Origin of the sequence: Micromonospora sp. WMMD558 (genome assembly GCF_049315255.1) — a bacterium.
In the GTDB taxonomy this organism is placed as follows: domain Bacteria; phylum Actinomycetota; class Actinomycetes; order Mycobacteriales; family Micromonosporaceae; genus Micromonospora.
The window spans coordinates 5,657,291-5,682,086 of sequence record NZ_CP186061.1 but is presented as its reverse complement, the minus strand read 5'-3'; the positions used below and the strand labels follow the sequence as shown (position 1 = coordinate 5,682,086).

Below are 24,796 nucleotides of genomic sequence, written 5' to 3'. Positions count from 1 at the left end.
TCTCTGAAGCACTCGCTAACCCCATGATCAACAGTGGCTTGGGGGTGGGCGCCCCGGCGGAGATCAGGCGGTAGCGGCCGGGCTGGCGGCCTCGGCGTGGGGGGCCGGCACGGCCGCGTCGCCGTCCAGTTCCCGACGGGCGGCGGCCAGGAAGCCATCGGCGTACGACTCGGTGGGGAAGTCGCCGAGGTAGCGGGTCCGGGTGGCCCACCGGGTCTCGGCCAGCGGGTCGTCGCCCAGCAGCCGGTCCAGCACGTCGTCCACGTTGGACATGTCGCGTCGCAGCACGTACCCGGACGCCGCGAGGGGGAACTCCGCCGGGAACCGGGCACCCGCGTCCACCATGTCCGTCACCGCGTACGGCTTGCCGGAGTAGAGGTAGTCGGAGATGACCCCGGAGACGTCCGAGACCAGCGCGTCGGACCGGTTCACGCACTCGGTCAGGGTCAGCTCGCGGCTGGCCGCCGCCCCGAACACGTGCGCCCGCCCGGTGCGGGCCCGGTCGGCGGCGAGCAGGTCGTGCAGCCGCGCGAGCTGCCGCGCCGACGCCGGGTTCTGCGCGGTGTACGGGTGGGCCCGCAGGATCACCGTCGCGCCCCGCTCCAGCAGGCCGCGCAGCAGCGCCTCCCCGGCCGGCAGGGAGCAGTAGTTGGTGTCCGCGTGGTGCCCCGTCCAGGTCGGCGTGTAGAGAACGGTCGGCGTCGCGGCGGTCACCGGCCCCCGGCGTACCTCGATGCCCTCCACCTGCGGCCGGCCGACCACGACGAACTTCTCGGCGGGAATGTGGACGCCCGCGCGGGCGTACCGGTCGATCGCCGCCCGGCCGGCGACGAAGATCCGGTCGAAGATGCCGGAGACCGGGTTGGCGCTCGGCGCCTTGTCGCTGTCGCCGTGGTGCAGCTGCACGTGGGTGAGCTGGGTGTAGCGGATGCAGTGGCTGTTCTTCGCGCCGTGGTTGACGTAGAAGGCGACCCGCAGGCTCGGTGCCAGCGCCTCGTCCATCGCACTGAGCGTCGGGCAGTAGACGACCGGTGCGGTGGTGGCCGCCGAGACGGTCGGCAGGAACTCCGGCTCGCGCAGCATGACCAGGAACGGCCGGCCGAGCCGCTCCAGGTACGGCAGCCACATGGTGACCTGGTACTCGGAGCCGGGCGGCGCGGAGAAGTAGAGCAGGAACTCGGGGCGGTGCCGGCGCAGCGCCCGGGCGACCGGTCCGCCTCCGGCGGCGGGGCGGAACCGCCGGCGGGCCAGGCCCAGCGCGACCGCACCGGCGACACCGCCGACCAGCAGGGCGGCGGCCAGGGCCACCCAGGCGGGCAGGGTCGCCGCGGCGGCCCCGGCGATCAGGGCGAGCAGCACGAGCAGGGCGACGGGCAGTTCGGCGGCGACCAGCGGGGTCCACCCGCGTACCGGCAGGTTGGCGGCGCGGATCTGGAGGTTGCCCGCCTGCCGCAGCGGGCCGACCAGCAGGGCCAGCCCGAGCACCACCAGCGCGGTGGCGGCCAGGGCGGGGTCGAAAGCGTCGTCGAGACGCCGGGCGTACCCGGTCAGGATGCCCGCTGCGAGCAGGACGGTCTCCGCGACGCCGTCGGCCTGTGGCCGGACCCGGCGCTCCCAGCCGGCCGCCGCGAGCGCGGCCACCGCGAGCCCGAGCCCCCACGCCGTCGCGCCGGTGAGCGCCAGCACGACGAAGGCCAGCACCGCCAGGCCCGTGGCCAGGCCCCGGGCGATCAGCTTCCGGACGAGGTCACCACGCATTGCGGCCCGCTCCCACCTGGTCCGCCGGGCGCTCGTCGCGCTCCGGCCCGGCCGGTGCCGGCAGCACCGTCGACTCGGCGCCGGCCGCCGGCTCCGCGGCCTCGTCGCCGGAGCGGCGTACGTCGATCACCTGACCGGTGAGCCCGGACAGCAGCACGTCCAGCGACGCCCGGGCCACCGCGTCCGCCGAGAGCAGCGTGTGCGCCGGTTCCGCGCCGAACGCCCGGGTCCGCATCGGGGTCGCGGTCCGCTCCGGGTTCACGCAGTTGACCCGTACGCCGTCCTCCGCCCACTCGTCGGCGAGCGCCTGGGTGAGGTTGACCAGGGCGGCCTTGGTGGCGGAGTACAGCGCGTACCGGGCCCGGCCCCGGGTGTACGAGCTGGAGGTGTACAGCAGCAGTTGGCCACGGGTCTGCCGCAGGTACGGCAGTGCCGCGCGGGCGACCGTCACCGGCCCGACGAAGTTGACCTGGAGCAGGCGGTCCATCGTGTCGGCGTCCATCTCGGCGAGCGCGCCCTTCTCCAGCAGCCCGGCGGTGACCACCACGTGGTCGATCCGCCCGGTCGCGTCGAAGGCGGACTTCAGGGCCGCCTCGACGTCCTCGGCGCGCTCGACGTGGGTGCCGGTGGCGGAGCGGCTGAACGGGAAGACCCGCGCGCCGTAGCGCCGGGCCAGGTCGGTCAGCTCCTGCCCGATGCCGTAGCTGCCGCCGAACACCACGATCGTCCGGCCGGTCAGCTCCTCGGTGTAGCCGCGGTGGTCGGCCAGCCGGTGCGCCTTGGCGGCGGCGAGCTGGAAGAGCTTGTCCGCCAGGTGCACGTCGACCGGGTGGGTGACCTTGATGTTCTCGTCCGCCCCGTCGATCACCTTGATCGGCGTGCCGGGCAGGTAGCGCAGCACCACGCCGCAGTCGTCGGTCGCGGCGAAGTCCGGGTCGCCCTCGGCCCGCCGGTACGCCTCCCGGATGGTGCCGGAGCGGAACGCCTGCGGGGTCTGGCCCCGGCGCAACCGGGAGCGGACGGGGATGTCGGTGATGCACTCGTCGTCGTCGACCTGGATGATCGTGTCCGCCGACGGGATGGCCACGTCGACGGCGGAGTACGTCCAGAGCGCGTTCACGCACTCGCGGATGATCCGGCCGCTGACCAGGGGACGCACCGCGTCGTGGAACAGGATGTTGCAGTCGCCGGCGCCGATCACGTCCAGCGCGAGGCGGGTGGTGGCGTTGCGGGTGTCACCGCCCTCGACGACGGTCGTGACCTTGCGGAAGCCGGCCCGCTGGACGATCCGCTCGGCGTCGGGGACGTGCCCGGCGGCCATCATGACGACGATCTCGTCGATCTCCGGCGCGGCCTCGAAGACCGCGAGGGTGTGCTCGATGATGGGCTTGCCCGCGACCTTGAGCAGCTGCTTGGGGATGCCCAGGCCGAGCCGCGTGCCGGTGCCGCCGGCCAGGATCACCGCCACGGTCCGGGTGGGTCGCCACGGGCCTGGATCCGGCACGGTAGCCGGGTGCTGCGTCATGCGGGGCCTCACTGGGGTCGCGATCGTCGTCTGACTGTGCACGGAAGGCTCACCCGCCACCGGTGGCGGGAACACCCCCGGGCCGCACCGGCGAGGGCCGGGCGCCCGGGTCGTACGACCATAGCGCCCGGCCGGCCCGGCGGGCCCGGTCCGGACACCCCGCCGGGTGCGGGGTGTCCGGTCTCTACTTGGCGTTCGTGAACTCCTCGTACTGCGCGACGACCTCGCTGGTCGGGCCGTCGGCCCGGATCACGCCGGACTCCAGCCAGATGGTCCGCTCGCAGGTCTCCCGGATCGTGCTGATCTGGTGGCTGACCAGAAAGACCGTGCCGGCGCCCGCGCGCAGCTCGCGGACCCGCTGCTCGCTGCGCCGGCGGAAGCGCCGGTCACCGGTCGCGAGCGCCTCGTCGATGAGCAGCACGTCGTGGTTCTTCGCCGAGGAGATCGCGAAGCGCAGGCGGGCCGACATGCCCGAGGAGTACGTGCGCATCGGCAGCGAGGCGAAGTCACCCCGCTCGTTGATGCCCGAGAACTCGATGACCTCGGGCGTCTTCGCGCGTACCTCTTCCGGGGTGAAGCCCATCGCCAGCAGGCCGAGGGCCACGTTCCGCTCGCCGGAGAGGTCGTTGAGCAGGGCGGCGTTGACACCGAGCAGGGACGGCTGCCCCTGGGCGTAGACGGCGCCCTTGTTGACCGGCAGTAGCCCGGCGATCGTGCGCAGCAGGGTGGACTTGCCGGAACCGTTGCTGCCGATGAGGCCGATCGCCTCGCCCCGGTACGCGGTCAAGGTGACGCCCTTGACCGCGTGCACCTCCCGCACGGTGGGGGCCGGCATCCGGGTGACCAGCCGCTTCAGGGCGGTCACCGGCGAGGTGCCACCAGCCGGGCCGGCGCCGTGCACCCGGTAGATGACGTGCGCGTCGTCGACGATGACGGTGGGGATGCGCCGCCCGTCGGCCGTGGTGGTCGCCGAGCGGTCGAGGGTGGTGGGGTCAGCCACGGCCGTACTCCATTTCGCCGCGCCAGAAGTAGAGGAAGCCGCCGACGCCGATCACGACCGCCCAGATGGCGGCCATGAGCCACAGCTGGGGTGCCGGCGAGGTGAGCGGGGCGCCCTCCATCAGGGCGTGCCGGATGAGCTCGATGTAGATCAGCAGAGGGTTCGCGTGGACGATCTCGACCAGCACCGGGCTGGGCAGGTTCTCGGCGAACTTGTCGACGCTGTAGAGCACGCCGGAGCCGTACATCCAGGTCCGCAGGACGAACGGCATCAGCTGCTTGATGTCGGTGAGCTTCGCGCCCACCCGGGCCATCGCCATCGCCAGGCCGGCGTTGAAGAGCGACTGGAGCGCCACCGCCGGCACCACCAGCAGCCACTCGACGGTGATCGGCTCGCCGGTGGCGAGCACGATGCCGATCAGCACCACCATGGCGGTGATCAGGTGCTGGAGCTGGGTCAGGGTGACCGCCAGCGGAAGGCACCCGCGGGGGAAGTGCAGCGCCCGGACCAGGCCCAGGTTGCTGCTGATCGCCTGCACCCCGCCGGAGACCGCGGCCGAGGTGAAGTTGAAGACGAAGAGACCGACGCAGAGGTACGCGATGAAGTTCTCGACGCCGCCTCGAGTGCCCAGGATCACACCGAAGATGAAGAAGTAGACGGCCGCATTGGTCAGCGGTGTCAGCACCTGCCAGATCCGGCCGAGCCGGGTGGTGCTGAACGACGCCACCACCTTGGCGTTCGCGTACGCCGCGATGAAGTGTCGGTAGGACCACAGCTGCCGCATGTACGCGGCCAGAGTGGGCCTGTCCCCGGCGAAGCTCAGGCCGTACCGCGCGGCGAGCTGCGCCTGCGTCAGTCCTGAGTCGGGGTCGGCCACCGCCGTGTGGGCCATGGGTAGGCGCTCCGATCTTCTGGTGTGCGGGATGAGCGCGACAACGGACGGAGGGGCGGAAATGGACGCCCCGCCCGATCGCTGGACGCAAGGTAGTGCATGGTCGCGTCGGGACGCAACCGTTCCGTCCCTGCGCTACATTGTTCCACGTGACGACCGAGAAGAGGCGTGCTCCGGCTGGCGCGGCGGTGCTCCGGGACGACATCACCGCAGCCATCCGGGACGCCGTCATGCAGGAGCTCGCCGTCGTCGGCTACGCACGGTTGTCGATCGAGGCGGTGGCCCGGCGGGCCGGGGTGAGCAAGTCCGCCGTGTACCGACGCTGGAGTTCGAAGCTGGATCTGGTCCTGGAGATCGTCGGGTCGGTCGCCGGGCAGCGGTTCCTGCTTCCGGACACCGGCAGCCTCACCGGTGACCTCGAGCTGGTCTTCATGATCATGTCACGTGCCCTGCGCCACCCGCTGGCGTCCCAGATCATCCCGGACCTGCTGGCCGAGGCGGCCCGCAACCCGCAGATCGGGCAGACGTTGCAGGGTGCCCTGCGCACCTACCAGCAGGCGATGGGCGAACGCCTGATCAGCCGGGCGGTGGCCCGGGGTGAGCTGGCGGCGGGCGTCGACCACTCGGTCGCCACCGACCTGATCGTCGGCCCCCTCTACTGGCGGCTCGCGGTCGCCCGGGTGCCGCTGGAGCCCGCCGACGTGCCACGGCTCGCCGCGGCCGTCGTCGGCGCGCTGCGGGTCGCCGGCCAGCTCCCGGTGCCGAGCCAGAGCGAGTCGTCGTTGGCCCCCCAGCCACAGTGACTGGCTTCCCACTCGTCCCAGACGTACCGCATGTCCCATCCGAATCCGTACCGGTTAGCATCGCGGCCGGACGAGCTCCAACCGACAGGAGGCAGCCCATGCCCGGGCCTAATGCAGAGTTCATCCCCCCAGCCCGGCCGGTGATCGGCGAGGCCGAGATCGAGGCGGCTGTGCGGGTGCTGCGCAGCGGCATGGTGGTCCAGGGCCCTGAGGTGGCGGCCTTCGAGCAGGAGTTCGGCGACCTCGTCGCCGGCCGGCACTGCGTGGCCGTCAACTCCGGCACGTCAGCCCTGCAGCTCACCCTCATGGCGCTCGGCTTCGGCCCGGGTGACGAGGTCGTCGTGCCGTCGTTCTCCTTCGCCGCCAGCGCGAACGCCGTCCGCCTGGTTGGCGCGACGCCGGTCTTCGTCGACATCGAGCCCGACAGCTTCTGCCTGGACCCGTCGGCCGTCGAGGCGGCCATCACGCCGCGCACGGTCGCCATCATGCCGGTCCACCTGTATGGCCACCCGGCCGCCATGGACCGCATCATGGCCATCGCCGAGCGGCACGGGCTGGCCGTCGTCGAGGACGCGGCCCAGGCGCACGGCGCCGCCCTGGGCGGTAGGCCGGTGGGCGCGTTCGGCACCGCCGGTTGCTTCAGCTTCTACCCCACGAAGAACATGCACAGCCTCGAGGGCGGCATGATCACCACCGCCGACGCCGGTCTCGCGCGCACCCTGCGCCTGCTCCGCAACCAGGGCATGGAGCAGCGGTACGCCAACGAGATCGTCGGTGCGAACATGCGGATGACCGACGTCGCCGCCGCGATCGGCCGGGTGCAGCTGCGCCAGCTGCCGGAGTGGACCGCGCAGCGCCAGGCGAACGCCAAGTTCCTCGACTCGAAGATCACCGGCATGGTGACCCCGCCGGTGGCCGACGGGGCGGTGCACGTGTACCACCAGTACACCGTCCGGGTTCGCGGTGACCGGGACGCGGCCCAGAAGCGCCTGACCGAGCTGGGCATCGGCAACGCCGTCTACTACCCGACGCCGATCCACCGGCTGCTGCCGTACCTCGACGAGAACGGCAAGCCCGGCCCGTGGGACCTGCCGGAGACCGAGCGGGCCGCCGCCGAGGTGGTCTCGCTGCCGGTGCACCCGTCGCTGAACCAGGACGACCTCGAGCGGATCGCCGAGGGCGCGAACCTCGCCGGGGGTGCCCGATGAGCGGCAAGCAGCTGCGCGCCGGCCTGATCGGCCTGGGCGCGATGGGGCGCAACCACGCCCGGGTGCTCTCCGGCCTCGACGGTGTGGACCTGGTCGGCATCGTCGACCCCGCCGGCGACCCGACCGGCCAGCTCCGCGCGCCGGTGCTGCCCACCCTGGACGAGCTGCTCGCCCTCGGCATCGACTACGCCGTGGTCGCCTGCCCCACCGCGCTGCACGAGCAGATCGGCCTGGAACTGGCCCGCAACGGCGTCAGCGCCCTGATCGAGAAGCCGCTGGCGCAGTCGGTCGAGGCGTCGGTCCGGCTGGTGGAGGCCTTCGAGTCGGCCGGGCTGGTCGCCGGCGTCGGCCACATCGAGCGGTACAACCCGGCCCTGCAGAACCTCCGGCTGCGGCTGGAGGCCGGCGAGTTGGGCGAGGTGTACCAGGTGGTCACCCGCCGGCAGGGCCCGTTCCCGCACCGCATCGCCGACGTCGGCGTGGTGATGGATCTGGCCACCCACGACATCGACCTCACCGGCTGGGTGACCGGGCGGGAGTACACCTCGGTGTCGGCCCGGACGGTGTCCCGCAGCGGCCGCCTGCACGAGGACATGGTCGCCGCGGTCGGGCAGCTGTCCGACGGCACGATGGTCAGCCACCTGGTGAACTGGCTGAGCCCCCTCAAGGAGCGCTCCACCGTGATCACCGGCGACCGGGGCTGCTTCATCGCCGACACGCTGACCGCCGACCTCACCTTCTACGCCAACGCGGCGATCGACATGGAGTGGGAGGCGCTGCGGACCTTCCGCGGCGTCGCGACGGGTGACATGATCCGCTACGCCATCCCGAAGCGGGAGCCACTGCTCGTCGAGCACGAGCGCTTCCGTGACGCCGTGGAGGGCAAGGAGAGCGACATCGTCACCCTGCGGCAGGGCCTGCGGACCGTCCAGGTCGCCGCAGCGCTGCTGGAGTCGGCGTCGGCGGGTGTGACCGTCTCGGTCGCGCCGGCGGACGACGCCGGCCCGCTGCAGGCCACCGTCACGTCCTGACGGCGGACGGTCGAGGAGACAGGGCAGCAGATGGAAGCTGGTAGCGCGCCGCGTCCGACCCGCGGCCGCGTCGTCATGCTCGTCGACAACGGGGTGCAGGGCGACTCGCGGGTGCAGAAGACGGCCCGTTCGGCCGCCGAGGCGGGCTGGGACGTCGTGCTGCTCGGCATCCTCGGCACGGGCGCGCAGGAGAGCTGGTCGATCGGGGACGCGCGGGTCCGGCTGATCCGCGTTCCCCGTCGGCTCGGTCAGCACCCCACCCAGTTGCACCGCTCGTTGCGGCGGCCGCTGGCGTACCCGCCGGGACGGCACGGCGGATACCGCATCGGGCGGATGAAGGCCTGGCAGGCGGCGATCGAGGAACGGCGGGTGGCCCTCGCGGTCGCCCGCCGCTCCGGCGAGGCGTCGCTGCCCCAGCGTCTCGGCGGCCTCGCCGCGCCCCCGGCCGCGCTCGCCGCCAAGGCGCTCGCCCGGTGGGCTCGGTTCCGGGGCGGCGAACTGCACCGCCTGCGGCTGCGCCAGCAGGATCCGAACGACCTCATCACCCGTACGTCGATCCGGTTCTGGCAGGCGGTACTGGGTCCGCGCAGCTGGCGCCGCCTGGACCGTGGTCTGTGGGACTACGAGCTGGCGTTCGGCCCGATGATCGACGAGCTGGAGCCGGACATCATCCACGCCAACGACTTCCGCATGATCGGAGTCGGCGCCCGGGCGACCCGGCGGGCCCGGGCGCGCGGCCGCGGCACCCGGCTCGTGTGGGACGCGCACGAGTTCGTCGGCGGCGTCCTCGGTCGCGCCGACAACCCCCGCTGGCTGCCCGCCCAGGTCGCGCACGTGGAGGAGTACGTCGGCGCCGCGGACGCCGTCATCACCGTGTCGGCGACCCTGGCCGACCTCCTCCAGCGCACGCACCGGCTCCCGGTCCGGCCCGACGTGGTGCTCAACGCCCCGCCCCGTCCGGTACCGGGCGGGCTAGACGACGGCGACGTCCGCGCTCGGTGCGGTCTGGGCCCGGGGACGCCGCTACTCGTCTACGGCGGCGGCGTGAACCCGTCACGTGGTGTCGAGCTGATGATCGACGCCCTGCCGCACCTGGCCGGGGTGCACGTCGCCCTGGTCACGCTGCACCCGACCGCCAGCAACGCCGCCTCGGAGGCGCTGCTCGCCCGGGCCGTCGAGACCGGTGTGGCCGACCGGGTGCACCTGCTGCCGTACGTGCCGCACTGGCAGGTGCCGGCCTTCCTGGCGGGCGCCGACGCCGGGGTCATCCCGATCCACCACAAGCCGAACCACGAGCTGGCGCTGATCACCAAGTTCCTCGAGTACTCCCACGCCCGGCTGCCGATCGTCGTCAGCGACGTGCGGACGATGGCTGACACCGTCCGGGAGACCGGCCAGGGGGAGGTCTTCCGCGCCGAGGACGTCCCGGACTACGTCCGGGCGGTTCGGGCGGTCCTGGCCGACCCGGCCCGCTACCAGGCCGCGTACGACCGGCCGGGCCTGCTGGACGGCTGGACCTGGGAGGCGCAGGCCGAGGTGCTGGAGAGCGTCTACCGCCGGGTGCGTCCGGACCTGGCGCCGCCGGCCGCGGACCGGCCGGGCGCGGCGGTGGCCGCCGGCTGACGCCGCCGGAGGCGCAGACCGCGCCCACCCGGCCCCGATCGATGGCGCACCCGGAACGGCGGGCCCGGCGCACTGAGCCGCCGGGCCCCGGGTGAACGCCCTGGCCTAGCCGTGGTGGCCGGGCAGCAACAGCTCGTCGAAGTCGTGCCGGACGACCGACCAGTCCCAGGTCTTGGTCGCGGTTGCGGCCGCCGAGGCGCCCTCCGCCCGCCAGACGTCCTCACGTGCGGTGGCCGCCCGGATCCGGGCCGCCGCCTCCTCCGGGGTCTCCACGACCCAGTCGGCGGGGAACAGCGTCCGGGCGCCGGTCGCGCTCCGGGCGAAGAATGGCCAGTCCCGGACGACCGGGACCGCGCCGCTGGCCGCCCCCTCGACCAGCGCGCAGTGGAAGCTCTCCCGCACCGAGCTGCTGACGATGACGCCGACGCCGCGCAGCACCTCCGGAACGTCGTCGACGTGCCCGATGCGGGTCACCGCGCCGGACGGCTCCAGCTCGGCGAGGTCGGCCGAGAGCGCCTGCTGGTACTGGCGGACGGACTCGCTCGCCGTCGGGTCGAGACCGCCGCCGATCAGCAGCAGCCGGTACCGGTCGTCCTCCGCCCGCAGCCGGCGGAGCACCTCGATGGTCCACCGCGGGTCCTTCGCGACCGCGCTGGTGCCGATCAGGCCGAGCGTGAAACGGGCCGCCGGGTCCTTCGGACGGTCGAAGCTGCGCAGGTCCATGGCGTTCGGGATGACGTGCAGCGCCGGCGCCTGCTCCCCGGTGAGCGCCGGCACCACCTGGCGGGTGAAGTCCCGGAGGTGGTCGGAGACGAACACCAGGTCGTCCACCCGGGAGAAGTCGATCAGGTGGGGCCAGAAGCTGAACGCCTCAAAGCTGTGCAGCCGCATGACGATCCGGGTGTTCCCGGGATCGACCAGGGTGGTCATCCCGGCGGCGGCGACGCACCAGTCGACGAAGAGCGTGTCCGCCCAGTCGAGGTGCGGGCGCAGCCACTCCTCAACCCGGTTGCCGTATTCGCTGCGGCCCGTGACCAGGTGCTCGACGATCCCGCCCGGGTTGTGCGTGAGCGGCGCCGCGACCTCGTCGTCGGCCAGGTGCAGGTACCGCAGTTCCACCTCGGGCGCCTCCGCGTACCGCTGCCGGATCTCCCGCAGGAAGTGGGCGTTGCCGTTGGTCATGACGAGCAGACGCAGCGGCCGGTCGGCCGGGGGCCGCGCGGCGGCCGTCGCGCGGCCGCGCGGAGTGGCCAGCGCCCGGGCAGCGGCGCTGGCCCGCAGCGGCGCCAGGAACTCGGCCGGCCGCTCGGCCAGCGGCGAGGAGAGCTGGTCGAAGTGCGGTACCCGGTGGAACAGCAGCCGCAGCGCCTTGTGCAGCGACTTCGCCGCGCGGGCCGGCTGCCGGGCGAGGAACTCGTCGGCGAGCGCCAGCTCGGCCGCGACCGCCTCGGGGAGGCAGACCGGGACGTGACCCAGGGCCAGCTCGTCGGCGGCCTCCCGGGTCAGCAGGTCGGCGCGGCTCTTCCGGCCGCCGATCCGGCCCGCGGCCGCGGCGGTGGTCGCCGCCGCCAGGCCGGGACGCCCGGCCTGCACCGAGCGCAGGTGCACCCGGTACGCGAGGGCCACGCGGACCCGCTCCGGCAGCCCGGGCGCGGCCACGGCCGAGCGCCAGAACCGCCCGCCCACCCGGCTGCGGAGCACCGCCGGGGCCATCGCGGCCTCCAGCGACTCTCGGGCTCCGGTCACGGCCGCCCGCCGCGCACCGCGCACCGCGATGCCGGCGCGGGCGGACAGCTGCTCCGCCGGACGCCGGGTCACCCGGTGGGTGCCCTCGTGCCGGGCCCGGACGATGCGGCCCGCCGCTCCGATCCCGTTGCAGGCGTCGGCCCTGGGCTGCCGCTGAGCCATCTCCCACACCGTGTGGACGGCGGTCGGGTCGAGCGCGACCAGCACGTCGGCCGTCCGGGTGCGGCGGCGCACCCAGGGATCCGCCCAGGCCCGCAGCCACAGGGCGCGGGACGGCTGCGGGGTCCGGGCCAGTGCCCGGCGGAGCTTCGGGTCCACCGGCTCGGCCGGCAGCGTACGGACCTCGGCGACGGCCGGATCCAGTCCCAGGTTCTCGGCGTCGACGTCCCCGACGACGCTGATCGAGGCACCCTGGTCACGGAACCGGCGCAGCGCCTCGCGCAGCACCGACACCTGCTGCGGCCGTTCACCGACCACGATGAGCACCTTCGTCATGCCTGTCCGCCTTCGCTGGGAACGCCGTCGGTGTCGCGCGCCGGTGCGCCGGTCACCAGCGCGGTCGCCTCCGCGACGGCCGGGGCGAGCTGCGCCCCGCGGGTGAACCGGAGGGCGTGCGCCCGGGCCGCGGAACGCTGGTCGTCGGTGGCCTCGACGGCCAGTCGTGCCGCCGTGATGAACGAGTCCGCGAGGCGGCGCGGGTCCAGGCCGACCGCACCGGTCCACAGTGGGTGCCCGGCGAGCACCCGCGCCGCGTCGTGGTCGACCTCGTGCGCCGAGAGCACGGGCAGGCCACTCGCGGCGTACTCGTACACCTTGCCGGAGGTCACGAAGCGGCCGCCCACCAGCATCAGCACCAGCGCGTCCCACCGGCCGTACGCGGCGGCGACCTCCGCCTTCGGCAGCGGCCCGCCGAACTCGACGCCGTCGCCCTCGGCGGCCCGCAGCAGCTCCATGTGCGCGTTCGCCTCGCGCAGCGCGCCCGCGCCGATGTGCCCGCGCACCTCGAACCGGCTGCGGGTGAGCAGCGGATCCTCCCGGCGGGCCAGCCGCCATCCGGTGAGCACGGAGTCGAGCAGGGCGGGCGCGAAGTTGATCGAACCGAGGTAGCCGAAGGTCAGCCCCGCGGCCGGGTCGGCGCGGTGCGTGGTCGCCGGGACGCAGTCCTCGTCGTAGCCGTTGCGCACGACGCGTACGCGGCCCCGCAGGGCCGGGTACCGCTCACGGTAGAAGTCGGCGATCGGCTCGTTGACGCACCAGACCGCCCGGGCCTCGGCCAGCACCTTCGACTCCCAACGACCGGCCGGTGAGGTCTCGGCGAAGGCCGCCCGGCCGCCGATCACGTCCACCGACCAGCCGTCGCGGAAGTCCACCACGTACGGCACCCGGTACTCCTCCCACAGCCGCCAGGTGGCCGCCAGGTTGACGTACGGGGCGCAGGTGGTCATCAGCAGGTCGGCGGCGTGCTCGCGGTGGATGCGCAGCAGCGCCTTCTCCAGCTCCGGCCGCCAGCCGCCGAAGACCGGCTCCGGGAAGACCTGCAACTCCTGCCGGCGCTGCTGCTCGATCCACTGCTGCGGGTGCAGGGAGCGGGCCTCGGAGTACGCGCGGACGTCGGTCTCCAGGTCGGCCCGGGCGAGCGGCAGCCGCTCGACGACGATGCGCGGGTCGACGCCCTCGGAGAGGGTGTGGTCGACGCCGTACTCGCGTTCCCACGACTCGTCGGCGATGGTGACCACTGTGACGTCCCAGCCGCGTGCGGCGAACTGGTTGGCGGTCTCCCGCATCCGGTAAGCGGAGCTCTTGGCTGCGGGCGGGAAGCCGATGGCCAGGTAGATGACGTGCGGGCGGGCGCCCCGGCGGGGCCGCGGGCGGGCGGCCCGGGCCAGGGTGGCGAGGGGGGACAATCTGCTCGGCATGGTGGCGTTCGACGATCTCTTCCTGCGGGTGAGGGGCGGTGCGGGGGATCAGGCGAGGGCGTCGGCCAGGACGTTCACCACCCGGCGGGCGGCCCGCCCGTCCCCGAAGGGCTCGCCGCGGGCGGCGTCCGGCGCCGGTCGGGTGGCCGCCGCGGTCCAGGCCGCCGTGCCCATCAGGTGCGGGTCCGGGGCGAGGCGGTTCCAGTCTCCGTCGAGGGTCTCCGGCCACTCGGTCTCCGGCCGGAGCGTGGTGCACGGGCGGCCCAGCAGGAACGCCTCCTTCTGTAGGCCGCCGGAGTCGGTGAGCACGCCCACCGAACCGAGCACCGCCGCCACCATGCCGGCGTACGGCAGGGGACGGCCGGGCCGGAGCGCGCCGCGCTCGAGCTTGACGCCGTACTCGTCGGCACGGGCGGACAGGCGCGGGTGGGCCAGCAGCGCCACCGGCACCGGCAGGCCGGCCAGCGCGTCGACCAGGGCGGCCAGCCGGTCCGGGTCGTCGGTGTTCTCCGCCCGGTGAAGGGTGGCGACCAGGTACGGCTCGGCCGGATCGATCCCCTCCGGAAGGGCGGGGGCGGGTCGGCCGCCGGCGAGGACGGTGTCCCGCACGGCGAGGCAGACGTCGACCATCACGTCGCCGACCAGCACCGAGCGGCTCGCCAGGCCCTCGGCGGCGAGGTGCCGCAGGGCCTCCTCGGTCGGCGCGAGCAGCAGGTCGGCCGCGTGGTCAGTGAGCACCCGGTTGTGCTCCTCGGGCATCCGCCGGTTGAACGAGCGTAGGCCCGCCTCCAGATGAGCCACCCGCAGGTGCTGCTTGACCGCGGACAGGGCGCCGGCCAGCGTCGAGTTGGTGTCGCCGTACACCAGCACCCAGTCCGGCCGCTCGGCGGCCAGCACCGGGTCGAGGGCGGCGAGAGCGTGCCCGGTCTGCACCCCGTGGCTGCCTGAGCCGATGCCCAGGTGCACGTCGGGCGCGGGGATGCCGAGGCCGGTGAAGAAGACATCGGACAGGTCGACGTCGTAGTGCTGGCCGGTGTGCACGATGACGTGTCGGTGCTCCGTGCCCGCGAACGCGCGGGCGATCGGTGCGAGCTTGACCAGTTGAGGTCGGGCACCGACGACGCTGAGGACCTTCACGTGGCGGTACTCCAAGTCTCCGGGGGCCGGCGCGGCCGGTGTCGTGCCGCGCGTTCGGTCGCCGGTGGAGGGGCCGGCGTCGATCTTCGGCTGCGGTCACCTTACAGACGGAGTCTAGCCAGCCGGAGATGGTGGCTACCGTAGACTCGCCAGGCCCCGGGTGGGGACGACGATGACGAAAGGGACGCGGGCCGGATGATGTCCACAGTTGCCCGGCGCGGGCGGATCGTGATGCTCGTGGACAACGGTGTCAGAGGTGACTCCCGGGTCCAGAAGACGGCCCGGTCCGCCGCCGCCGCCGGTTGGGAGGTGATCCTCCTCGGCCGCTCCCCGTCCGGCCTGTCCGAGACCTGGCGGCTCGGTGACGCCGAGGTCCGGCTGCTGCCCGTCCCGGCCACCCTCGCCAAGCACCGGCACGAGTACCGCCGCCGTTGGCTTCGCGCGCCCCTTGCGTACCCGCCGGGCGGTCTGGCCGCCCACAGGAAGCAGTGGGTGCGGGCCTGGCGGACCGATCTGGGCCTGCGCGCGGCCGGGTCCGGCTCCACGACCCGGCTGCGTGCCGAGGAGTTCGCCGCCGGTCTGCTTGAACGCTGGGTCGACTTCCGCGCCGCCCAGCGGAAACGCGCACCGCGGACGTTGCACGGCCCCTGGGACCGGGCGTACACGGCGTTCTGGCAGCGACTGATGGGCGACCGCGCGTGGCGGCGCCTGGCGCCCGGCCTGTGGGACTGGGAACTGGCGTTCGGGCCGGTGGTCGACCGGCTGGCGCCGGACCTCATCCACGCCAACGACTTCCGGATGCTCGGGGTCGGGGCGCGCGCCAAGATCCGGGCCCGGGCGCGGCAGCGTGAGATCAAGCTCGTCTGGGACGCCCACGAGTTCCTGCCCGGCGTCCGGCCGGTGGCGCACAACGCCCGCTGGCTCCCGGCGCACGCGGCCCACGAGCGGGAGTACGCGCCCTGCGCCGACGCGGTGCTGACCGTGTCGGACTCGCTGGCCGAGCTGCTGCGTGACACCCACGGCCTGCCCGAGCTGCCGACCGTCGTGCTGAACGCGCCGGAGGCGTACCCGGAGCCGGCGGCGAGCGACGACGCGCCGGGGCCGGACGTGCGGGCGCTCTGCGGGGTGCCGCCGGAGGTGCCGCTGCTGGTCTACAGCGGAGCCGCCGCCGAACAGCGGGGCCTGGGAACGATGGTCGAGGCGCTGCCCCTGCTGGACGGCGCGCACGCCGTGTTCGTGGTCAACCGGCCCACGGGTCCGTACGTCCAGGGACTCGTCGCCCGGGCTGCCGAGCTCGGCGTGGCGAACCGGGTGCACGTGCTGCCGTACGTGGCGCACTGGCAGGTCGTGCCGTTCCTGGCCGCGGCCGACGTCGGGGTGATCCCCATCCACCACTGGCCCAACCACGAGATCGCGCTGATCACAAAGTTCTTCGAGTATTCGCACGCGCGCCTCCCCATGGTCGTCAGCGACGTGCGGACAATGGCGGCGACGGTACGGTCGACGGGGCAGGGCGAGGTGTTCCGGGCGGAGGACGTGGACGACTACGCCCGGGCGGTCCGGCTGGTGCTGGCCGACCCGGGGCGCTACCGGGCGGCATATCAGCGGCCCGGGCTGCTGTCCTCGTGGACCTGGGAGGCGCAGGCGGAGATCCTCGACGAGCTCTACGCCCGGCTGCTGCCCGCCGCAGCCGGCGACACCGCCGCCCCGGCCGACGCGGCGGCCGTAGGGCACCATGTCGAGATGGGGAGCAGGCCCTCGGCCTGAGCGCCGCCCGACCCAAGGCCCCGGTGCCCCGCCGTGGCCACGACACCGAGCGAAGAAAGCGCGATGCGACGAGATGTGCAGCCCGCCGGCCCCGCCGGCCGGCGTCCCCGCCTGCTCTACCTGGCCTTCTTCTTTCCGCCGAGCCGGGCCAGCGGTGTCTTCCGCGCCCGGGCGACGGCCAACCACTACGCGGAGGCCGGCTGGGATGTGACAGTGATCACCGCCCCCCGGGAGTTCTTCAGCTACTACCTGGAGGGCGGCAGCGACGAGACGCTGGAGGCGACCGTCGACCCGCGGGTACGCGTCGAGCGGCCGCCGATGAACACGTACCACTGGGAGACCGACGTCCGCCGGTTCAGCCGGCTCCGCAAGGCCGTGCCCGTGGTAGCCGACCGGTTCTACCGGCGGATGCAGAGCCTGTTCCTGCCGGAGCACTACATCGGCTGGATTCCGGGCCTGCTCAAGCGCGCCTTCGCGCTGCACGCCCGGAACCGTTTCGACCTGGTCGTCGCCACGGGCAACCCGTTCGTATCGTTCGCCGCCGCCTGGTTCCTGGGTCGCTCCTGGCGGGTGCCGTACGTGGTCGACTACCGGGACGCCTGGACCTTCAACCAGTTCACCGAGGAGGTCCGGTTCGGCCCGGGCACGCGTACGGCCACCTGGGAGGCGCGCGTGCTGCGGGACGCCGCCGAGATCGTGTACGTCAACGACGGCATGCGCCAGTGGTACGCCGAGCGCTACCCCTTCGCCGCCGACCGGATGACTGTCGTGCCGAACGGCTGGGAGCCGGAGTTCGTCGGCAGACCCGCGTTCCAGCCGCCCGCCCCGGACCGCCCGCTGCGCTTCGGCTACCTCGGCACGGTGACCCCGTACCTGCCGCTCGGCGTGCTGTTCGAGGGCTGGCGCAAGGCCCGGACCGACCCGGTCATGGCCGACGCCGAGCTGCACGTCCACGGCCACCTCGGCTTCTTCGCCCAGACCGCCGAAACGTTGCGGGAGCAGCTGCTCCAGCACGAGGACGTCGGGGTCCGATACCGGGGCTCGTTCGGCAAGGCCGACGTGGCGCAGGTGTACGCGGAGACCGACGTGCTGGTCTTCTGCGTGCCCGGCGCCAGGTACGTCACATCTGGCAAGGTCTTCGAGTACATGGCCTCCGGCAAGCCGGTCGTATCGGTGCACCGGCCGGACATCGCCGCCGCCGAGGTGCTGCAGGGCTACCCGCTGTGGTTCGCCGGCGAACGGTTGGACGCAGACTCCGTGGCCGAGTCGTTCGTCGCCGCCGCCAAGGCCGCCCGGGAGCAGGACCCGTCCCGGCACGCTGCCGCCCAACAGCATGCCGACATGTACACGAGGAGCGCGACGCTGCAGCCGTGGGAGGCCCGGATGCGCGCGCTGGTCGAGGAGTCCCGTTGAGTACCGAACCCCGTCAGGTCGTCTACCTCGCCCTCGGCCCGCACCGGGTCCGGGCGGCCGAGCAGCACGCGGCCCGGCTGACCGCCGACGGCGCGCGCGTCGCGCTCGTCGTGCCCGACATGCCTGAATGGAGTCACGTCGACCTGCCGGCGGGCGTTGCGGTGCACCGAGTGGAGAGCGGTGACCCGCGGGCCACCTCCCGGACCGCCCGGCGGCTGCTGCGCGACCGCAACGGCCCGCTGCGCGGCGCCGACCTGCTCGTCGTCGGCGACCCGTACGGCTTCCCCGCGGCCTGGGACGCGGCCCGGCGGTGGGCCGGCCTCGCCGTCACCTTCGAGCCGGTGCCCGAGCCGGGTCGCCGGCCCGCCCCGGCCGACCTGGCGGTCGTCACGCCCTGGTACCCGTCGGCGAACAACCCGCTGGCCGGTGCGTTCGTGGAAGCCACCATCGGCGCGGTCCGGGCGGAGCATCCGCGGGTGTCCGTCCTGCACACCGAGGACTGGCCGTACCGGTACGACGCCCCGGACGTCGAGGCGATCTCCCTCGCCGCCGCGCGCCTGGCCGGACGGGTCGGCCCGCTGGTGCGGGACACGCCGGCGGGGGAGGTCACCCGGGTCCCGGTGCCCATCTCGTCCCGGCGTGACTACGCCGCCTGGGCCCTCGGGCACGTCGAGGCGATGCGCCGTACCCTGCCGACGGGCCAGATCGAGGCCCCGATCGTGCACGGCCACACCGGCATCTACGGCGGCGTGGTCGCCCAGCGGCTGGCCCGGCCCGACGCCCGGGTGGTGATCACCGAGCACGCCAGCTTCCTGCGGCCGATCTTCAAGCAGCCCGCCGCCCGCCGGCTCTACGAGGAGGCGCTGCACCGGGCCGACGTGTTCCTGTGCGTCAGCCGGTACCTGTACGACCAGGTCCGGGACGAGTTCCCGCACCACGAGCACAAGCTGCGCGTCGTTCCCAACGCCATCGACTTCGCCGACTTCGCGCCGCGCACCGAGCCGCCGCGGGACCTGCTGCGGTGGCTGTACGTGGGCCGGCTGAGCGAGCAGAAGGGCGTCGACCGGCTGCTGTCGGCGTTTTTCACCGTGGCGGCCGAGGAGCCGGCGGCCACGCTGACGCTGGTCGGCGCCGGGCCGCTCGTGGAGCGGATCCGCGAGGAGACCGCGCGGAGCCCGTACGGCGACCGGGTGGACCTCCGCCCGGCGGTGTCGCCGGCGGAGGTTCCCAGCCTGATGCGTGCGCACGACCTGCTCGTGCACGCCAGCCCGGCCGAGACGTTCGGGATGACCGTGGTGGAGGCCGTCGCCTGTGGCACGCCGGTTCTGGTGGCGGCGAGCGAGGGCCCGCAGGAGACGTTGAGCGGGCTCAACCGGCGGGCCGGCCTCCTGGTCGAGGTGAGCGAGGACCCGGCGGTGCTCGTGGAGGGCTACCGCGAGCTGCGCAAGCACATCGACGAACTGGACCTGCCGACGGCGCGGGCCACCCTGGTCGAGCGGTACGGGCGGGAGGCGGTCGCGACCCGATTGCGGGAGGTGTACGCGCCGGCCGAGGTGAGCGAGGCGGCCGAGGTGCTGGCGGCCGAGGTGCCCGTACCGGGCGAGGAGGCGGCGCCCGTGGTGGCCGCGACGGACGCCACCGAGGCGACCGGTGGGACCGTGCCGCCCGGTCCGCTGCCGCTGGACACGGGCGCGCCGCGGGTCGTGCTGGTCTCGATCAGCCCCCCGCAGTTCAAGCTCGTCCGGCAGTACGTCCAGCGCCTCCTCGACCGGGGCTACCGGGTCGATGTGATCACCAACGACCCGCTCCAGTGGCGTCGGTCCGAGGTTGACGAGCGGGTGCGCCTGCTGCCGATCGACGCCGGCGAGCGGCGGCGCCCGGTGTACCGGGCCGAGCAGTTGGCCGTCTACCGCGTCCCCGGCAAGGCGATCTCGGTGGCCCGGCGGCGGGCGAAGGGGAGCGAGGCGCTCTGGCCGGAGCTGGTCGTGTCCCGGTTGGAGCGCACCCACAGCTCGGCCGCCCGGTGGTTCCACACGTCGGTCTTCTACCCCGGTTACCGGATTGTGCGTCCCCGCGTGCTGTGGAAGATCGTCTGGCGGGATGTGCTGCCCAAGCTCGACCTCGCCCGTACCGAGCGCGTGGTGGTGGCCGGGGTGTTCGGCGTCTCGATCGGGTGGCAGCTGGGCCGCCTACGCACCGACCTGACGGTCACCACGTCCCTCGTGCCGCCGGAGCCCGTGTCCCGCTGATCCGCGCGCCCGGCGCCCGAACCGCAGCTCAGGGCAGGGGCGCCGGGCGCCCGGTCGCGGGGTCGCGAGGTGGCGGCAGCTCGGGGTGCGCCTCGCGTAGACTCGCGGAGGCTCGCGGGCCGGCTCCGGCGTGATGAGCCGACGGTCCCGCTCGGTGCGGGCCGTCCACGAAGGCGAACAGCGGTCCGCAGGAGAGGCGGAAACGGGCACGATGGCGATGGACGGCGCTGCCGCGCAGCCGCGCGGGCGGGTGGTCATGCTGGTCGACAACGGTGTGAACGGTGACTCCCGGGTGCAGAAGGCCGCCCGCTCGGCCGCCGAGGCCGGCTGGGAGGTCGTCCTGCTGGGCCGCTCGCCCGTGACCGAGGAGCGGACCTGGCAGCTGGGCCGGGCGCAGGTGCGGCTGCTGTCGATGCCCGCACCGCTGGCCCGGCGGCGGCACGAGTTCCGGCGGGCCTGGCTGCGCTGGCCGCTGGCCTATCCGCCGAACGGCGTCGCCGCCCACCGTCAGCAGAGCGTGAAGGCGTGGCGGGCCGACCTCGAGGTCCGGGCCGCCCAGCTCGCCGTGGCCGCTCCCGGCACCCCCCGGCTGACGCTGCGCCGCCGGCTCCTGCGCGCCGAGCAGGGTCTCGCCAAGCTCTCCGCCACCTGGGTCTCCGGCCGCTACTGGATGTTGACCCAGGCCCGGACGCGGCGGAAGTTCCGCAACCCGTGGGACCGCGCATACACGCTGTTCTGGGAGTCCGTGAAGGGCGACGGCGCGTGGCGGCGGCTGGAGCCGAGCCTCTGGGACTACGAGCTGGCGTACGGCCCGGTGATCGACGAGCTGGCGCCGGACCTGATCCACGCCAACGACTTCCGGATGCTCGGTGTGGCCGCACGGGCGAAGATCCGGGCCCGGGCGCGAGGCCGCGAGATCAAGGTGGTGTGGGACGCGCACGAGTTCCTGCCCGGGCTCAAGCCGTGGCAGGACAACGCCCGCTGGCTGCCCGCCCACATGGCGCACGAGCGGGAGTACGCCCCGTACGCCGACGCGGTGGTGACGGTCTCCGACGGCCTCGCCGAACTGCTCCAGCGCGAGCACCGGCTCGCGGAGACGCCGGACGTCGTGCTCAACGCTCCGGCGGCCGACTCCGAGGACCTCGACCCGGACGCCGCCGCGCCGGACCTGCGCGCCCGCTGCGGGGTCGGCCCGGACGTGCCGCTGCTGGTCTACAGCGGCGCCGCCGCCCGGCAGCGCGGCCTGGACATCATGGTCGACGCGCTCCCGCGGCTGCCCGGCGTCCACGTCGCGCTGGTGGTCAACAAGCCGGACGGCCCGTACGTGTCCGGGGTGCTGGCCCGTGCCCGGAAGCTCGGCGTCGCCGACCGGGTGCACGCCCTGCCGTACGTGGCGCACTGGCAGGTGGTGCCGTTCCTGGCCGGCGCGGACGCCGGGGTCATCCCGATCCACCACTGGCCCAACCACGAGATCGCGCTGATCACCAAATTCTTCGAGTACTCGCACGCCCGGCTGCCGATGATCGTCAGCGACGTGAAGACGATGGCCGCTACGGTCCGCTCCACCGGCCAGGGCGAGGTGTTCCGGGCCGAGGACGTGGCCGACTTCGTCCGCGCGGTCACGGCGGTGCTGGCCGACCCGGAGCGCTACCGGGCCGCGTACGACCGGCCGGGCCTGCTCCAGAGCTGGACGTGGGAGGCGCAGGCCGAGGTGCTGGACTCGGTCTACCGCCGGCTGCTGCCGGGTCGCCCGCCCGCGCCGGGGCGCGCCGGCGAGCCCGCTCCGGGCGACCCGCGGCCCGCGCTCGGGGTCGGCACGTGAGCACCCCCGACGTCACGGTCGTCACCGCGGTCTACAACACGATGCCGTACCTGACCCGGTGCCTGACCTCCCTCGTGGAGCAGACGATCGGGCGGGACCGGCTGGAGGTCATCGCCGTCGACGACGGCTCCACCGACGGCAGCGGCCGGGAGCTGGACCGGTTCGCCCGCCTCTACCCGGGCACCGTGAAGGTGGTGCACCAGCCCAACTCCGGCGGCCCGGCCGCGCCGAGTAACCGGGCGCTGGAACTGGCCACCGGCCGGTACGTCTTCTTCATCGGCTCCGACGACTACCTCGGGCCGGAGGCGCTGGAGCGGCTCGTCGCCGCCGCCGACCGGTGGGACTCCGACGTGGTGCTGGGACGCCTGGTCGGCGTGAACAGCCGCTACATCCACCAGGCGATCTACGCGGAGACCACCGCCGACGTCGACCTGTTCGACTCGGCCCTGCCCTGGTCCCTGTCGAACACCAAGCTGTTCCGCCGGGAGCTGATCGAGCGGTACGGCCTGCGCTACCCGGAGGACATGCCGGTCGGCAGCGACCAGCCGTTCACCATCGAGGCCTGCGTCCGGGCCCGCCGCGTCTCCGTCCTCGCCGACTACGACTACTACTTCGCGGTCCGCCGGCTCAACGCTCGCAACATCACCTACAAGAGCCGCCACCTCGAGCGGCTGCGCTGCGCCGAGGACCTGGTCGCGTTCGTCGCCAAGCTGGTCGAGGCCGGCCCGGAGCGGGACGCGGTGCTGCTGCGTCACTTCACCTGGGAGATCGCCAAGCTGCTGGAGAACGACTTCCTGCGGCTGGAGCGCGACGTCCAGGACCGGGTGGTCGCCGGCGTCCGGGCCCTCGCCGAGGGGCACCTCACCGACCGCATCCGCGACCGGCTCCCGATCGAGGCCCGGGTCCGCCTGGCCGCCGCCCGGTACGGCGACACCGACCACCTGCTCGCGGTGATCCGGCAGGACGCCGAACTGGGCATCCCGCCCGCGGTGGTCGACGGCGAGCGCTGGTACGCCGGCTACCCGGGCTTCCGGGACCCGCACCTGCGCATCCCGGACGCCTGGTACGAGATCACCGACACTGCCGCCGACTGGGTCGCCCGGCTCGACACCGTCTCGGCCGCCTTCGAGGGGTCCCGGGCGCTGCTGGTGACCGCCCGCAGCCCGCGGCACGACCTGCCGGAGCTGGCGTCGGCCGTCCGGCTCGCCGCCGGCGACGTGACCGGCGTGACCGTCTCGGTCGTCCCGGACGCCACGGGCACGACCGTGCGGGCCCGTATTCCGTTGGACCGGTTGCTGGACGGCGCCGGCCCCGGCGGTGAGCTGCGCACCGTCCAGACGCACGTGGACGCGTTCGGCGCCATCGGCGTCGCCGCGCTGCGCGGCGCCCGGCGCCCGGTGCCCCAGCGGGCGGTGCTGCGTCGCGGCGCCCGGCTGCACGTCCTGACCACCACCACCAACCACAAGGGCCAGCTCGTCATCGCCGTAGCACCCGTAACGCCGCGCCGGTTGATGGCCCGCCTGCGGCGCAGGCTTCCACTAGGAGGAAAGTAGTAGTCATGAACATCTGCGTCGTCGCCCTCGGGAAGATCGGGCTGCCGCTGGCCGTGCAGTTCGCGTCGAAGGGGCACCGGGTCATCGGTGCCGACGTGTCCGAGCGGGTCGTGAGCCTCGTCAACGACGGTGCGGTGCCGTTCCCCGGCGAGACCGACCTGGACGTCAAACTCAAGGAGGTGGTCGCCGCCGGTCTGCTGTCGGCCACCACCGACACCGCCACGGCGGTCGCCGAGTCCGAGGCCGTCGTCGTGGTCGTGCCGCTCTTCGTGGACGCCGAGGGCGTCCCGGACTTCGGCTGGATGGACGACGCCACCCGGGCCATCGCGCGGGGCCTCAAGCCGGGCACGCTGGTCAGCTACGAGACCACGCTGCCGGTCGGCACCACCCGCACCCGCTGGGCGCCGATGCTGGAGGAGGGCTCCGGCCTGACCGCCGGCAAGGACTTCCACCTGGTCTTCAGCCCGGAGCGGGTGTTCACCGGCCGGGTCTTCGCCGACCTGCGCCGCTACCCCAAGCTGGTGGGCGGCATCGACGAGACCTCGGCCGCGCACGGCGTCGAGTTCTACCAGGCCGTGCTCGACTTCGACGAGCGCGCCGACCTGCCCCGCCCGAACGGCGTGTGGGACCTCGGCTCCGCCGAGGCCTCCGAGCTCGCCAAGCTCGCCGAGACCACGTACCGGGACGTCAACATCGGCCTGGCGAACCAGTTCGCGCGGTTCGCCGACAGCGTCGGCGTGGACGTGCTCAAGGTCATCGAGGCCTGCAACTCGCAGCCGTACAGCCACATCCACACGCCGGGCATCGCCGTCGGCGGGCACTGCATCCCGATCTACCCGCGGATGTACCTGTGGAACGACCCGGCCGCCACGGTGGTCCGCTCCGCCCGGGAGGCCAACGCGGCGATGCCGGAGTACGCGGTGGATCTGCTCGCCGCGGCGTACGGCGACCTGACCGACGTGGGTGTCCTGGTGCTGGGCGCGGCGTACCGGGGCGGGGTCAAGGAGACGGCGTTCTCCGGCGTCTTCCCGACCGTCGAGGCGCTGCGCGCCCGGGGTGCCAGGCCGTACGTGTCGGACCCGATGTACAGCTCCGAGGAGCTCGCCGCGCACGGCCTGCCGCCGTACGAGGGCCAGGAGGTCACGGCCGCGTTGATCCAGGCCGACCACGCGGAGTACCGGACCCTGGCCGCGAGCGACCTGCCGTCGGTGCGCGTGCTGGTGGACGGTCGCCGCGTCACCGACCCGGCCCGCTGGGCAGACGTGCGCCGCGTCGTCATCGGCGGCTGATCCCGCTCCGCCTTGGAGGGCCCCGACCGGCCACGGTCGGGGCCCTCTACTGTGGATGTGACGT

General features: G+C 73.7%; 17 protein-coding genes. 10 read left to right on the top strand and 7 right to left on the bottom strand.

The window, feature by feature from the left end; genetic code table 11:
• Positions 1–63 precede the first annotated feature (63 nt).
• From ACN26Y_RS27020 to ACN26Y_RS27005, 4 genes are all read right to left on the bottom strand, one after another.
• Positions 64–1,758: a CDP-glycerol glycerophosphotransferase family protein gene (locus ACN26Y_RS27020; RefSeq protein ID WP_422733728.1), complete on the bottom strand. Its 1,695-nt coding sequence runs from the start codon at positions 1,756–1,758 to the stop codon at positions 64–66.
• Positions 1,748–3,283 (bottom strand): bifunctional cytidylyltransferase/SDR family oxidoreductase, encoded by a 1,536-nt coding sequence (locus tag ACN26Y_RS27015; RefSeq protein WP_155332966.1) that lies wholly within the window; start codon positions 3,281–3,283, stop codon positions 1,748–1,750. Before ACN26Y_RS27015 ends, ACN26Y_RS27020 begins: the two co-directional genes overlap by 11 nt.
• A 184-nt stretch (positions 3,284–3,467) precedes the next feature.
• Positions 3,468–4,283, bottom strand: coding sequence for an ABC transporter ATP-binding protein (locus tag ACN26Y_RS27010; protein ID WP_155332965.1), 816 nt, complete (start codon positions 4,281–4,283; stop codon positions 3,468–3,470).
• A complete protein-coding gene (locus ACN26Y_RS27005) occupies positions 4,276–5,175 on the bottom strand; it encodes an ABC transporter permease (protein ID WP_155332964.1) in 900 nt (299 codons plus the stop codon). Before ACN26Y_RS27005 ends, ACN26Y_RS27010 begins: the two co-directional genes overlap by 8 nt.
• Positions 5,176–5,324: 149 nt before the next feature.
• Between ACN26Y_RS27005 and ACN26Y_RS27000 the strand changes: the two genes are divergently transcribed.
• From ACN26Y_RS27000 to ACN26Y_RS26985, 4 genes are all read left to right on the top strand, one after another.
• On the top strand, positions 5,325–5,978 hold the full coding sequence (locus ACN26Y_RS27000; RefSeq protein ID WP_155332963.1) for a TetR/AcrR family transcriptional regulator: 654 nt from the start codon (positions 5,325–5,327) through the stop codon (positions 5,976–5,978).
• Positions 5,979–6,076: 98 nt separating this feature from the next.
• Positions 6,077–7,186 (top strand): DegT/DnrJ/EryC1/StrS family aminotransferase, encoded by a 1,110-nt coding sequence (locus ACN26Y_RS26995; RefSeq protein WP_422733727.1) that lies wholly within the window; start codon positions 6,077–6,079, stop codon positions 7,184–7,186.
• Positions 7,183–8,217, top strand: a complete 1,035-nt coding sequence (locus ACN26Y_RS26990; protein WP_155332961.1) for a Gfo/Idh/MocA family protein — start codon at positions 7,183–7,185, stop codon at positions 8,215–8,217. Before ACN26Y_RS26995 ends, ACN26Y_RS26990 begins: the two co-directional genes overlap by 4 nt.
• Before the next feature lie 30 nt (positions 8,218–8,247).
• Positions 8,248–9,840: a glycosyltransferase family 4 protein gene (locus ACN26Y_RS26985; protein ID WP_155332960.1), complete on the top strand. Its 1,593-nt coding sequence runs from the start codon at positions 8,248–8,250 to the stop codon at positions 9,838–9,840.
• Positions 9,841–9,945: 105 nt separating this feature from the next.
• Here ACN26Y_RS26985 and ACN26Y_RS26980 read toward each other — a convergent pair whose 3' ends face one another.
• The 3 genes from ACN26Y_RS26980 to wecB are packed head-to-tail and all read right to left on the bottom strand — an operon-like array spanning position 9,946 to position 14,639.
• The gene (locus tag ACN26Y_RS26980) at positions 9,946–12,081 is read right to left on the bottom strand and encodes a glycosyltransferase (protein ID WP_155332959.1); all 2,136 of its coding nucleotides are present in this window, start codon (positions 12,079–12,081) and stop codon (positions 9,946–9,948) included.
• The gene (locus ACN26Y_RS26975; RefSeq protein WP_155332958.1) at positions 12,078–13,502 is read right to left on the bottom strand and encodes a glycosyltransferase; all 1,425 of its coding nucleotides are present in this window, start codon (positions 13,500–13,502) and stop codon (positions 12,078–12,080) included. Before ACN26Y_RS26975 ends, ACN26Y_RS26980 begins: the two co-directional genes overlap by 4 nt.
• A gap of 48 nt (positions 13,503–13,550) precedes the next feature.
• Complete coding sequence (gene wecB, locus ACN26Y_RS26970; protein WP_155332957.1) at positions 13,551–14,639, bottom strand: non-hydrolyzing UDP-N-acetylglucosamine 2-epimerase; 1,089 nt, start codon at positions 14,637–14,639, stop codon at positions 13,551–13,553.
• Between the two features lie 231 nt (positions 14,640–14,870).
• Here wecB and ACN26Y_RS26965 point away from each other — a divergent pair, with 231 nt between their 5' ends.
• The 6 genes from ACN26Y_RS26965 to ACN26Y_RS26940 all read left to right on the top strand — a co-directional run bounded on the left by ACN26Y_RS26965 (position 14,871) and on the right by ACN26Y_RS26940 (position 24,732).
• Positions 14,871–16,406, top strand: coding sequence for a glycosyltransferase family 4 protein (locus ACN26Y_RS26965; RefSeq protein WP_155334308.1), 1,536 nt, complete (start codon positions 14,871–14,873; stop codon positions 16,404–16,406).
• Between the two features lie 63 nt (positions 16,407–16,469).
• Entirely contained in the window at positions 16,470–17,819 is a 1,350-nt protein-coding gene (locus ACN26Y_RS26960) for a glycosyltransferase (RefSeq protein ID WP_155332956.1), read from the top strand.
• The gene (locus tag ACN26Y_RS26955) at positions 17,816–20,068 is read left to right on the top strand and encodes a glycosyltransferase (RefSeq protein WP_422733726.1); all 2,253 of its coding nucleotides are present in this window, start codon (positions 17,816–17,818) and stop codon (positions 20,066–20,068) included. The genes ACN26Y_RS26960 and ACN26Y_RS26955 overlap by 4 nt, the downstream gene beginning before the upstream one ends.
• 256 nt (positions 20,069–20,324) lie before the next feature.
• Positions 20,325–21,890 carry a glycosyltransferase family 4 protein gene (locus ACN26Y_RS26950; RefSeq protein WP_422734971.1) on the top strand — a complete coding sequence of 522 codons (1,566 nt, stop codon included), beginning with the start codon at positions 20,325–20,327 and terminating at the stop codon, positions 21,888–21,890.
• Positions 21,887–23,443 (top strand): glycosyltransferase family 2 protein, encoded by a 1,557-nt coding sequence (locus tag ACN26Y_RS26945; protein WP_155332955.1) that lies wholly within the window; start codon positions 21,887–21,889, stop codon positions 23,441–23,443. The genes ACN26Y_RS26950 and ACN26Y_RS26945 overlap by 4 nt, the downstream gene beginning before the upstream one ends.
• 5 nt (positions 23,444–23,448) lie before the next feature.
• Positions 23,449–24,732, top strand: a complete 1,284-nt coding sequence (locus tag ACN26Y_RS26940; RefSeq protein ID WP_155332954.1) for a nucleotide sugar dehydrogenase — start codon at positions 23,449–23,451, stop codon at positions 24,730–24,732.
• The last annotated feature ends 64 nt before the right edge of the window (positions 24,733–24,796 follow it).